This window comes from Candidatus Magnetobacterium casense, assembly GCF_019173545.1.
GTDB lineage: Bacteria > Nitrospirota > Thermodesulfovibrionia > Thermodesulfovibrionales > Magnetobacteriaceae > Magnetobacterium > Magnetobacterium cryptolimnobacter.
The window spans coordinates 1-12,293 of sequence record NZ_JABXWD010000073.1; the positions used below are offsets into that span (position 1 = coordinate 1).

The window sequence follows — 12,293 nt, forward strand, 5'->3', positions numbered from 1 at the left end:
TTGATTGATGAACCGTCAAATACGCCTAAACCTAAGAAATTAACACTAAAAGACTTGGAGGTACTGGAGGTATCATGCTTAACTTAACACCTATGGGGCTGAGGGGGGGCGGAGCCGCCCCCTTCTTTCTTTTGCTACCATGAAATATAAAGAAGATATGAATAAAGATATCTCACAGGGGAGGCTCATAAAACAGGTGTCAATAAATTGTCAGTACGTGGCAATTTTTATACTGATGGAAACTTAAACGACAGGAGGATCAATGACAAACGTAGAAAAGCTACAAACTATGCTCCTTCACTGGAAGCATCACAACGTTGAACATGCCGGCGCCTACCATGAATGGTCTCAAAAGATGTCAGAAGAAGGACACACGGAGTTGTCCGAGGTCATGCGGGAGATATCTGAGGAGAGCCTCAGGGTGAACGAATTATTCGATAAGGCCTTGAGATTACTCACAGAGAAGCCATAGACACCAGGCACTGAGATGTAGCAAGCACATCTGGCATGAATCTTGATACATTTGTGTATTATGATTAAAAACATTAACGACAACAGGACAGATGCTTTCAGCAAGGACACGAGACTGACAGTGGCGCAGGGCGCCGAGTTCAGTTCGGACTTCAGGAGAATCCTGACGGGGGCGTTAAACGGTGATGAGCACGTAAGGCCGTTGGATATGTCGGTGGTTGACTCGCTACGCAGAATACTTGACATCTTTGTCAACCATAGCAGTTCAGGTTTATTCCCCTCCGAGGAGACTATGTTTAGTGGTAGTAGCAGTGGAGTTGGCGGGTTTCTCCCCATGCTTCCGCTTCCGTTGTACCTGCCACAGTTGGCACAGAAGAAGATTGCAGCCGTATCGCTGCCCTCTCACCCTGCGGCTGCCGTGGATGTCTCAGGCATAAAGCAGGCCGAAAAAACCCAGGAACAGACTGCCCGCACCGTAAAGAACGACACCGTAAAAGGCATAAATGGGCAAACTGCAACTGACCCTAACCAAACCTCTGTGGCTGCCACCAATGGCGACAACGACTCCTCCTCTGCAGAGGCAAAAGATGAGAAATCAGGTAAATACAAGGTACTGGATAAGTATGAGGCAATCATAAATGAATCGGCACAGAAGTATGAGGTCAATCCGGCACTTATAAAGGCAGTTATAATGGCAGAGAGTAACGGAGACCCCAAGGCCCAATCCTATGCAGGCGCACGGGGACTGATGCAATTGATGCCTTCAACAGCGGCAGGCCTCGGCGTAAAGAACTCCTTTGATCCCAAGCAAAACATCATGGGAGGCACACGTTATCTGCGCCAATTGCTTGACCGTTACAACGGCGACGTGCGGTTGACCCTTGCCGCCTATAACTGGGGCATGGGAAACCTCGAAAGAACACCGCAGAAGATGCCCACGGAGACTCGTAACTACATAGCAAAAGTCGAGGGCTATTACCGCAACTTTGCGGAGGAATCAGCGCCACCGGATATGTTAATGGCCTAGGGACACACTCTGCACGCCCTGTGTCGGTGGGGTTGTGCGTGTTGGGAAAGGCCATCAACGCAGACAAAACCCCCGCTTTCTGCCCCAAGCTCACAACAAGGGACTCTTCCTGTTGCAGCTTCTTGCGGTAAGACAGGGCATATTGTTGCCAACCTTAGTTTTTGGGGGCAGCCCTGCCACTGATAGTGACTTGCAGCACCTCGATTTTTGACAACTCAGGGGTTAAATCACCGATTGTCAGTACTTGTGCAGGGCTGCCGTTTTGTGTTAGTTGGCCTTAGCTTATGTGTGCCATCTCCTATTTTTTCTTGACTTTCTTACCTGCCTTTATTGGTTCGGTTTTTGGCGTATCGGTAACTTTCTTTACAGGTTGATTTTTAGCTGTGGTTTTAATTGGGGTTTTAGTTTGGGGTTCTTTGACGACCAAAGCGTCTTTTAAGGCTGCCCCGGCTATAAACTTAGGTACTCTGGCAGCGGGGATCATTATTGCGTCTCCCGTTCTTGGATTACGTCCCTCACGTGCCTTTCTCTCTCTGGCTGAAAAACTGCCAAAACCAACCAGTGTGACCTTACCGTCGGTGGTGAGCGCCTTTGTAACGTTCTTCATAAACGACTCGACGATCTTCAGAACCTCGTGTTTGCTCATTTGGGTGTCACTAGCAATGGAAGAAACAAGCTGTGCCTTTGTCATAGATCCTCCTAAAAGTTAGTTATATCGTTCTTACGGCATAAAGCCTATGTTTTTTTATGATACAGAATTGTTTTAAATTTGTAAAGCATTTTGAAGAAAATTTTATATTTTTTTTTATCCGTTGCCAATGCCTGTCCAAGACCCCCTAAAATAGCCAACATACAAGCCATTTCCCAATTTTAAGTGGCTGTTGCAACATGCCGATTATATACGCTTATATCACAACACTCTCCGTTTAGCGGCGTACCGAAGAACTCTGTTTTACAAAGACGACACATTAATGTTAGCATAGAGAGAGTAAATCATATGCTGACGTATTTATTTAAGAAGGCTGCCGAAATGGTTGTCACGTTTGTGGGGATAACGATAATCAGCTTTTTGATAATCCATCTAGCCCCGGGCAAACCCACGGACGTCTTAACCGACATGAATCCCAAGATCACACCGGAGGCACGCGCCAGACTCCTGCAATACTACGGCCTGGACAAACCCATATGGCAACAGTACACACGATGGCTTGGACGGGTCGTGCGACTGGACTTTGGTGAGTCATTCTCCTCAGACCACAGACCCGTATGGAACAAGATCAAGGAGAGACTGCCTGTAACCTTTGGGATAAACCTGCTGTCGCTGACCATTATCTTTGTTGCTGCCATCCCCATAGGTGTGTTGTCTGCCACCCACAGGCATTCCATGTACGACAAGGTCACAACCCTGCTGGTGTTTGTGGGTTTTGCGATGCCGGGCTTCTGGTTGGCCCTGCTGTTGATGATGTTGTTTGGTACGTACCTGCACGTGCTGCCCATATCGGGGCTTAAGTCGTTGGGGTACGAAGGATTGAGTCTTTGGGGCAAGGTGGTGGATATGGCGAGGCATTTGGTCTTACCCGTGTTTGTATCCTCATTCGGGGGACTTGCCGGCATCTCCCGATACATGCGGGGGAGTCTCCTTGAGGTGATACGTCAGGACTACATCACCACGGCCAGGGCAAAGGGATTGACCGAAGGCAAGGTCATCTACGTCCACGCACTGAGAAACGCACTCCTGCCCATAATCACCATCCTGGGGTTGTCCATACCGGGCCTCATCGGGGGCAGCGTTATCTTTGAGCAGGTCTTTGGCATTCCGGGGATGGGACAGCTATTTTACATGGCCGTCATGATGAGGGACTACCCCCTGGTGATGGGCATACTGACCATCGGCGCAGTCCTGACTTTGGCAGGCAACCTCGCCGCCGATATCGGTTACGCCATCGCAGACCCCAGAATCCGAAAGTAAATACCCTCGGCCGGCTATTGATATCCACTCCTTAAACGATCTCCGTCACGTTAACCCTTATCTTTTCAGCGATGTGAAGTATGTATACTGAAATGACGCAGGTTTTTTCAGGCATGATATTTGACTGACAAAATAATGGGTTCAAGGGGCCCCCTTGACCCCGTAAAAATGCCACGTATTTTGTATTTAATCCAATCGAAATCTGCTATAGAATTCTCTGACGCGATTGTCCTGACAAAAAACAGCGGCGTATATGAATTTTTTACAACTAAGTTTTATAATAAACCAGTGTATTTTTATTTAACTATTTTGTGTGGAGGTTTATATGGCACAGGGTATCGGTAAACTGCCGGAAGTATTGAAGGTGGGTGCAAACGAGCTGGAGCTTGTGGTGTTTAAGATGTACTGTCAGATTCATGAAGGGGTTCAGGAGACAAGAAATTATGGTGTTAACGTGGCCAAGGTGCGGGAGATTATCCCGATGCCTCAGTTGACTACTGTACCGGATATGCCGGCCTACGCCGACTCCCTGGCAGAGGTCAGGGGAGAGGTTATACCAATAGTTGACCTCGGCCAGTGGATGAAGCTGACTGTACCGGAGGGTATCGACATAAGACACAAGGTGATCGTCCTGGAGATGCTCGGCACCACGGTGGGGATGATTGTCCATGATGTTGAGCGAATCAGGAGGATCAAGTGGGATAAGATAAAACCACCGCCTCCCCTGCTACAGACCAAACACGGCGGTAAGATAACCGGAGTTACAAAAATCGACGATGGCAACGACCTCCTGCTCATCCTCGACCTTGAGAGCGTTATCCAGGATATAGGCGCACTTATACCCAAAAAGACCGCCTCACTGGACGACATAAAGATGATCACCAAAAAGAAGCTCGCCGGCAATGTGCTCATCGTAGACGACTCCTCTGTGGCCAGGAAGATATTAAAGGACATCCTCGAAAACGTCGGTCTCACTGTCCTTGAGGCCGTTGATGGCAAGCAGGCACTCGCCGTACTAAACGACTTCCAGAATAAGATCGGTGATAAGTCGATCACTCAATTCATTCAACTGGTGATCAGTGATGTTGAGATGCCCGAAATGGACGGCCTTACATTTACAAAAACGGTAAAGAACAACCTCAAGCTAAAGGTCATACCGATCATTGTAAATACATCTCTCAGTGGCGAGGAAAACAAGGAGAAGGCCAAGAGCGTCGGAGCCGACGGGTATCTCGTAAAATTTGACGTAAACAACCTCCTCAGTGAGGTCAACAGATTATTGATAAAATGATCCCCTGAATATACCTTATCCCGCACAGATAGAGTCAACAGGCATTGCCGTCTCCGTTGCCCCTTTTCTACTCATGGGAGGTGTGCCTGGCAGACTGCAAGCAGATACCGGATGTTATCCTGTTCATCTTTCAGGCATCTGACCTTTTTGAGATTGCAGTTGGCGTAGGTATTAATCCGCAGTCCTCGTCTTGTCTCCCTGATGAGTATGGCGCCGTCACGGTCGGTGCGGTAGAGCTTTGTCCCCCTGAGTCTTGCTATTACATCCTGATGCGGCATACCGTATTGATTGTCTCTGCCCACACTGATTATGTTCACATGCGGCGCAACCAGATGCAAAAACTCCATCGATGTAGAGCTGACACTGCCGTGATGAGGGACCTTCAAGACATCGGCCCTGAGTGCCTCCCCCACAGCGAGTAGGTCTTCCTCGCCTCTGTGTTGCACATCCCCCGTAAAGAGAAACGACGCATACCTCCCGCTGACCTTCAACACCAATGAGGCATCGTTGACCGTGGCAGCAGTGTCGTCGTAGGGATGAAGCACTTTAAAGGACACGCCGTCTATCGTAAAAACATCCCCCCTGAGGAGATGTCTGACGTCGATAACTCCGTCGTAGTCGTACCAGACGTGGCCGTTGTCAAAGACCCTGTGGACTTTGAACTTGTCAAGCAGTCTGAAAAGTCCACCGGCGTGGTCGTTATCTCCATGACTTAAGACGATGGCGTCTATCTCACCCTTCCCCCTGTATCTCAGATAGCCTTCGACCTCACGACCGGTCCTGCCGGTGTCAATTACCACAACACGTCCTGCCGGGGTCTCAACAACGGCTGCATCCCCGTCTCCAACGTCGATAAAGGCAACCTGCATCTCACCCCTTGCCGTAAAGACGAACTGTCCCGCAAAGAGCGCCATCACCACCAACATCGGCACACACGCAACCCTCTTGTCCCTGATGCGGTAACACAGAAACACCGACAGATAGCTCACCGCCGGAAACACCGGGGCAAACGCCCCAACGTTTATCGACGCAAAAGGCAAATCCGCCATACCCCCTATAACATCCAGCATGATGAGCGTTGCCCGGTTGATGACGTCAACCAGGAGAAACCTCCCGGACAGGGCAAAGACCACGCTGCTGCACAACACCAGCGGCATGATGACAAACCCCGTGTAGGGAACAACGAGCATATTGGCCAGGACAGTGACAACCGAAAAGGAGTGAAAGTAGTACATGACAATGGGCATCGTCCCAACCGAGGCGGCCACGGATACGAGCAGACTCTCCCTGAGTGTCTCCAGTAGTCGTCCTGCAACTGTTGGTACCGGTTGCGCTGGCGGTTTGGCTGTCGTATCGTAGTCGTTGTTGCCCGGACGATGCACCACAAGACCAATAAAGAACACGGCCCCAAAAGACAACTGAAATGACACGGTAAGTATGGCCGCCGGATCAACAAGTGCAACGACAAAGGCGGCAAACAGGATCGTGTTTACCCACTGCCCCTTCCGTCCAAGCAGCAATCCAAGCAGGAACACACCGGTCATGATAAACGACCTCAGCGCAGGCACACTCAGCCCTGAAACAAGCAGGTACAGTACGATAACCGGCAGTGCACAGATGGCCGCCACCTCGGAGGTGGTCACATACAGGGCCATCTTCAGCAACACCCGCACGGGAAGCCTGTGCAGTAGGGTGCGCAGGACAACAAACACCATCGTAAAGAGCATCCCAAAGTGTGTCCCCGATATGCTTAACAGGTGACTGAGACCGGTTCTCCTGAATGCTTCGTTGACACCCTCTGTCAGACCACTCGTATCGCCGATGGTGATGGAGCGCAGAAAACCGCCGGTGTTGTCGTCAAAGACGTCCTGCATTGCATTGGTTGTGGTGTATCGGAGGGCCTCAAAGAACACAAGTCCGTCCGTCAGTGAAGGTACAGGGTCGGGGTGCTGCACCGTGATGGCTTGGGCATCCGGTATGATTACGTTGAGGCGGGGTTCAAAGATATAGGAGCCGGGGTTCATGGCGGGGGTGTTGAGTGTGAGTTTCATGGGGGCGCTTATCGTGGTGCCGGGTCTCAGAGGAGGGCCGGTGTAGAAGACGTTGATGGGGTCTCTTATGAGGGTGCCATCAAAGACGGGAGTTTCGGCGGGGGTATAGATGGTCTTTATCAGGATTGTCTGTTTAAAGCCGCTCTGGGTTTTTCGGGGAATGGATATGAGAGTCCCCTCAACAACGAGTGGTCGGCGGATAATATTGGCATACCTGGTGGGGTCCAGGGGCGGATGGTAGCGCAGATACGCATAGAGTATCCCGAGGACGAAGAAAAGCAAGAGAATGTAAGAGAGCTGACGTGACTGTCTTTTCTGTTGACGCCGTGGGGTAGTATAGCTTTTTACCATGACCACTGCAAGTACAAGGCTCAGGACACAGATGCTAACTGGGAAATACTGGCTTGCGTAGAAGAAGAGTACACCGCATATAAATGTCAGAAAGGGCGTTATGGGGGTGGCTTTTGTCTCCACATGCATCTGAATATATATTTCACTTAAGCCGCAAAGGTAAACCGCTGACTATCAGATACGCCTGTTCGCACACTGCCGCAACCATCTGATTGAGCAACCCCGCATGATCACGAAAACGCCTTGAAAGCGCACCTTCCGGTACTATGCCCATGCCAATCTCATTGGAAACTACAAGGATGTCCACGCTCCCCTTTACCTGCCTCAATCCCTCTGCAAGACCAATGATGCCCTCCTCAACACTACGCTCCTCCCAGGCAAGCATTATATTGGTCAGCCATATGGTCAGACAATCCACCACTACAACATCATACATCCCCTTGACTTGCTCAATGACACCGCCCAGGTTATAAGGCTCCTCCACCGTATCCCACTGCGGCCCACGTTCCCTCTTGTGCGCCTCAATCCGCTGCCGCATTTCGTCGTCTATGGCAAGCGCCGTTGCAACAAACACCTTCCTGCCCTCCAAAGACTCGGCCCTCTCTCTGGCAAAAGTGCTCTTGCCACTCTTTGACCCGCCCGTTATAAATATGGAAGCCTTCATTTGCTTGTCTATACGGATTTCCTTAAGTCAGCGGTAAGTATAAGGGGTGGCAGAACCACCCCCCTTTTTTTTACTCGATGGTGCGTTCGTGGACCGGTTGGACGGGACGGGCGTTTCTGCCAACGATAGACAGGAACTTCTCTTTTTGCTCCTTTGAGACCTCGATGTTGGCCTTGAGTACGTTCCAGCTTACCTTTTCGCTGCACGGCGGAGTTGTCAATGAACCGCTGTAGCGATACAGGGTGTAGTCTGCCGGGAGCAGGTCTGCCGGGTTGATGGTAAAACCTTCTACGGCTTTTTCCTCTCCGACCTTGTCCGGGAGGTTGGCCCATATGGCCTTGACAAGCGCATTCTCCTTGCCTTCCTTCATAAACACGCCCACTACGGCCAGTTCACCCTTGTCGTTTTTGTGTACGAGGTGAACCTCCATTTCGTATGGGGTTCCGCCGACCACGTGCTCGCTTGGGCTGTGGAAGTGGAATTGCAGTAGGTTGTACTTCTTGCCATCAACGGTTACGGTACTGCCGGGGGCGACGTTGACCTGGATTGTGTGGCCGTTGTTGAGGGTCTTGATGGGACCGGTTCTGTAGTTGAACCCGATGCTCTTGGTTGAGGTCTTCAGGTCTTTTGGGAGGTCTATGGGGGATTGGCTCTTACCCGTTTTACAGACCTCATATGACTTGGAGATGTCTCCCCAGTGTTCGGGGCCTTCCTTGCCCTCGTAGCTCCAGTGGGCCGCGTGCCCACCACCACCGTAGCTTAGGGCGCCTGTGCATAGCAGAAATACTACTGCCACCGCTACTGACATAAATCGCTTCATGTGTTGATTTCTCCTTTTTTTTATTTTTTCGTGAATACGATATACTACACTTTTCTCGAAAATATTTCAATGCAATGTTGTAAAATATAGATGCGATGAATAAGAAGAGAATGTATATGCTGACTATAGCATTGTCGATATTTGTTGTCTTACCACTGGCGGACGTTTTTTTAGTCTACCCGGCATTTATAAATCTCATGGTCAAGAATACGGAGGATGAGGCGGTGCGCGTTGCAAGACACATGTCGGTTATGTTGTCCTTGAAGCAACATGAAGTCGGAGGTATTTTGTTAACGAATAACTTTTCCGCTCAGGTGCGGGAACTTATGGATGACTTCAACATCGTCAAAGTAAAGCTGTTTTCAACAGAAGGCAAGGTTCTGTTCTCTACGGCTATTGAGGACGTCGGTAAGATAAACAAAGCAGAATACTTTAGAGACACCGTCTTACGTGGAAGAGCCTATACCAAACTAGTCAAAAAAGGCAAACAATCCTTGGAGAGCCAGCGGTATACCGCTGACGTGATTGAGACATACGTACCAATTGTAAAGGACGGTAAGGTCATCGGGGCATTTGAGATATACTATGACGTCACAAACAGAAAGGCTGCCATCGATCGCCTCCTTAGCCGGTCATACGTAATGTTCTTCGTAATGGTCTTTGTCTACATGATAACGATCATCGCCACCAGTCTGAGGTCAAAGGCAAAAGAAGAGGTGCAAACGAACGACGCCCAGGAAAAGCAGTCGGTTGCCAAACTTGTAACGATTATGGTTATTGCCCTGTTTGCCACGGAGATAGTGATCATGCTGCTTTTACACCATGTCCTGCCTCCGTTGCCTGGTCTGATGGGTAGCTTTGTGGATGGCATACTGCTGGTAATCATTGTAAACCCGCTTCTGTATATTTTCTGTTTCAAACCCATGCTGGCACAGATAAGTGTTCGTCAGAGGGCAGAGCAAATGAGTCGCGAGAAGTCCATCTATCTTGACTGCATACTCAATTCCTCCACGGATATGGGGATAATCGCAACCGACATAGACCTGTATATAAAGTATTACAACCAGGAGGCGGAACGGCTGTTGGGGTTCAAGAAAGACGAGGTCCTGGGCAAGACTGTCACACAGATGCACAAGCTGGCAAATGTAGCCCCGTTGCGCTTTAGCTCAACCCTGGAGAGGCTCCGGAAAACAGAGACCCACAACTTTGCGATTCAACTGAAAAAAGACGATGGCGTCTGTTTTATCGAGGCCAGGGTTAGCGGCATATGGGATGAACAGACGACCCTGGTTGGCTACGTAATGATGATCAAGGATGTCACTCGCCAGAGGGCTGAACAGGAACGGATGCGCCGCCTTATCCGGAGCGTTGAGTCTGCGGGCGAATCTGTTGTCATAACGGATACCTCCGGCGTGATTGAATATGTAAATCCGTCATTTACCAAATTAACCGGCTATGAGGCAAGGGATGTCATCGGTGGTAAACCAAACCTGCTAAAGAGCGGCCTGCACAGCGCTAACTTCTACAAGGGTCTCTGGGATACCATTCTTGGTGGTGAGGTATGGCATGGGGAGCTTACAAATAAGCGCAAGGATGGCTCGTTGTATGACGCCCAGCTTACCGTTGCCCCGGTCTTTGCGGATAGCGATAACAAAATCGAGGGTTTTATTGCAATCCAGAGGGATATATCCGAACTAAAGGCGCTGCACAAGTCCCTGGCAATAAAGGTTGAGAATGGGATCAGGGAAAACCAAGAGCAGCAGCAGATGCTGGTTCAACAGTCCAAGATGGCCGCCATGGGAGAGATGATCGGGGCAATAGCACACCAATGGCGTCAACCCCTCAACGGTCTCGGGGTGATGATCCAGGACGTTATTGACGCCTACGAATATGGCGAGCTAAACAAAGAATACCTCGACAACTTCACAAGTGATGCGCTGAAACAGATATCCTTCATGTCAAACACGATAGATGACTTCAGGAACTTCTTTAGGCCCTCAAAGGAAAAGGCGGAATTCAGCGTTGTCAGGACAATCAGAAAGGTTATAGATATTGTGAGGGCAATGCTGTATACCAATAACATAAACCTCCGGCTTACGGGTGAGGAAGACATAACCGTTACCGGTTACCGCAATGAATTCATGCAGGTGATGCTCAACCTTATAAACAATGCACGAGACGCCATCTTACAGAGTAGAGAGCACAAGGATACACAGGACGGCTTAATTTCAATAGACGTCAGCAGAGACTCTGCCGTTGTAAGGATAGAGATCAAAGACAACGGTGGCGGCATCCCCGATGATATCAGGAACAAGCTGTTTGAACCCTACTTTACAACCAAGGGGGAAGGACACGGCACCGGCATTGGTCTGCATCTGTCCCGTGTCATAATAGAGAGAAACATGGGCGGACGGCTCTACGCTGACAACGATGCAGAGGGGGCGGTGTTTACAATAGAGGTCAGCAGGTAAGGTTGTGTTCAGGCTCATAAGGCGAGTGATATCGGCAATTATCCTGGGCAGTATAGCTTTTCTTGTGATAGCGTTGTACTACGGTGGGGATAAGTTCTTGTGGTTTGGAACGAAGGCGCAGGAAGTCGGCAAGGATGTCAAACAGTTGAGCGAAAGGGCGGCTGAAAAGGCTGATGAGATAAATGCCCGCAAGGCTTCCCTGAGCGACCTCTATAAACGAGCCGTGGCAGTATATCACGGCTTTTTTGGCGTCAAACCCAAGACCGCAGACAAAAACACCAACAACAGGAAAGACAACGATGAAGGCAAAGACAAACGAGCTAATCAGGATAACTAATCTCAGGAAGTCCTACGTCACGGAGGCCGGAGAGATACCGGTATTAAGAGGACTGACTATGAGCGTGGAGCGTGGCGAGGTGATATCGATTATGGGGTCATCGGGGGTGGGCAAGAGCACGTTTTTGCACTGTCTTGGAACGCTTGACAGGCCGACCTCCGGAGAGGTACTGTATGAGGACATGGATGTCTTTAAGCTCAACAACAGTGCCCTTGCCTCTTTCAGGAACAAGACGATAGGGTTTGTCTTTCAGTTTCATCACCTGCTGTCGGAGTTCAGCGCCCTGAAAAATGTGATGATGCCCGGCCTCATAGCCGGTCTGGACAGGGACGAGGTCAAAGACCGTGCAACGGTACTGTTGAAGGAGCTTGGGTTGGGGCACCGACTCAGGCACACGCCAGGGGAGCTTTCCGGTGGAGAGCAGCAGCGCGTGGCCATGGCACGGGCACTTATCACGGAGCCGTTGGTGGTCCTGGCCGATGAGCCAACAGGCAACCTCGATACCAAAACAGGAGAGGCTCTCATAGACCTCATACACGAAATAAACACCAAAAAGTCAACCACCTTTGTCATAGTCACACACAACATGCTCTTTGCACACAAGAGCAACAAGATATACTACATGGTCGATGGCACCATAGCCGATACTGAGATCAGGCGTTAATATCAGATTAGAGGTTGTAGGTACATTGTAAGCGCTATTTGAGCCGGAGGACGCTGCCCCCTCCTGGAGCGACAAAGAAGCAGATCCGTATCCTCTTTATATTTCATGGTAGCAAAAGAAAGAAAGGGGCGGCTCCGCCCCCCTTCAGAACCCCCCGCAAGGGGACCAGTCCCCTTG

Annotated in this window: 11 protein-coding genes; 7 read left to right on the forward strand and 4 right to left on the reverse strand. The window is 50.0% G+C overall.

Going from position 1 to position 12,293, the window contains the following annotated elements; genetic code table 11:
• Window positions 1-262: 262 nt before the first annotated feature.
• The gene (locus HWQ67_RS05830; protein ID WP_218251712.1) at window positions 263-472 is read left to right on the forward strand and encodes a hypothetical protein; all 210 of its coding nucleotides are present in this window, start codon (window positions 263-265) and stop codon (window positions 470-472) included.
• Window positions 473-532: 60 nt separating this feature from the next.
• Window positions 533-1,498, forward strand: coding sequence for a lytic transglycosylase domain-containing protein (locus HWQ67_RS05835; RefSeq protein ID WP_218251713.1), 966 nt, complete (start codon window positions 533-535; stop codon window positions 1,496-1,498).
• A gap of 298 nt (window positions 1,499-1,796) precedes the next feature.
• Here HWQ67_RS05835 and HWQ67_RS05840 read toward each other — a convergent pair whose 3' ends face one another.
• Window positions 1,797-2,189, reverse strand: coding sequence for an HU family DNA-binding protein (locus HWQ67_RS05840; RefSeq protein WP_218251714.1), 393 nt, complete (start codon window positions 2,187-2,189; stop codon window positions 1,797-1,799).
• Between the two features lie 306 nt (window positions 2,190-2,495).
• On the opposite strand from HWQ67_RS05840, the gene HWQ67_RS05845 reads away from it, so the two are divergent.
• Both HWQ67_RS05845 and HWQ67_RS05850 read left to right on the forward strand, forming a co-directional pair.
• Window positions 2,496-3,467 (forward strand): ABC transporter permease, encoded by a 972-nt coding sequence (locus HWQ67_RS05845; RefSeq protein WP_218251715.1) that lies wholly within the window; start codon window positions 2,496-2,498, stop codon window positions 3,465-3,467.
• A gap of 325 nt (window positions 3,468-3,792) precedes the next feature.
• A complete protein-coding gene (locus HWQ67_RS05850) occupies window positions 3,793-4,758 on the forward strand; it encodes a chemotaxis protein (protein ID WP_218251716.1) in 966 nt (321 codons plus the stop codon).
• 71 nt (window positions 4,759-4,829) lie between these two features.
• On the opposite strand, the gene HWQ67_RS05855 is transcribed toward HWQ67_RS05850, so the two are convergent.
• From HWQ67_RS05855 to HWQ67_RS05865, 3 genes are all read right to left on the reverse strand, one after another.
• Complete coding sequence (locus HWQ67_RS05855) at window positions 4,830-7,283, reverse strand: DNA internalization-related competence protein ComEC/Rec2 (protein WP_218251718.1); 2,454 nt, start codon at window positions 7,281-7,283, stop codon at window positions 4,830-4,832.
• Between the two features lie 19 nt (window positions 7,284-7,302).
• Window positions 7,303-7,824, reverse strand: a complete 522-nt coding sequence (cobU, locus tag HWQ67_RS05860; protein ID WP_218251719.1) for a bifunctional adenosylcobinamide kinase/adenosylcobinamide-phosphate guanylyltransferase — start codon at window positions 7,822-7,824, stop codon at window positions 7,303-7,305.
• A gap of 70 nt (window positions 7,825-7,894) precedes the next feature.
• Window positions 7,895-8,644 (reverse strand): carbonic anhydrase, encoded by a 750-nt coding sequence (locus HWQ67_RS05865; RefSeq protein WP_218251721.1) that lies wholly within the window; start codon window positions 8,642-8,644, stop codon window positions 7,895-7,897.
• 116 nt (window positions 8,645-8,760) lie between these two features.
• Here HWQ67_RS05865 and HWQ67_RS05870 point away from each other — a divergent pair, with 116 nt between their 5' ends.
• From HWQ67_RS05870 to HWQ67_RS05880, 3 genes are read left to right on the forward strand one after another with little or no spacing between them, the layout of a single operon-like run.
• Window positions 8,761-11,115, forward strand: coding sequence for a PAS domain-containing sensor histidine kinase (locus HWQ67_RS05870; RefSeq protein WP_218251722.1), 2,355 nt, complete (start codon window positions 8,761-8,763; stop codon window positions 11,113-11,115).
• Window positions 11,116-11,119: 4 nt separating this feature from the next.
• Window positions 11,120-11,452: a hypothetical protein gene (locus HWQ67_RS05875; protein WP_218251723.1), complete on the forward strand. Its 333-nt coding sequence runs from the start codon at window positions 11,120-11,122 to the stop codon at window positions 11,450-11,452.
• Window positions 11,415-12,116: an ABC transporter ATP-binding protein gene (locus tag HWQ67_RS05880; protein WP_218251724.1), complete on the forward strand. Its 702-nt coding sequence runs from the start codon at window positions 11,415-11,417 to the stop codon at window positions 12,114-12,116. Before HWQ67_RS05875 ends, HWQ67_RS05880 begins: the two co-directional genes overlap by 38 nt.
• Window positions 12,117-12,293: the final 177 nt, after the last annotated feature.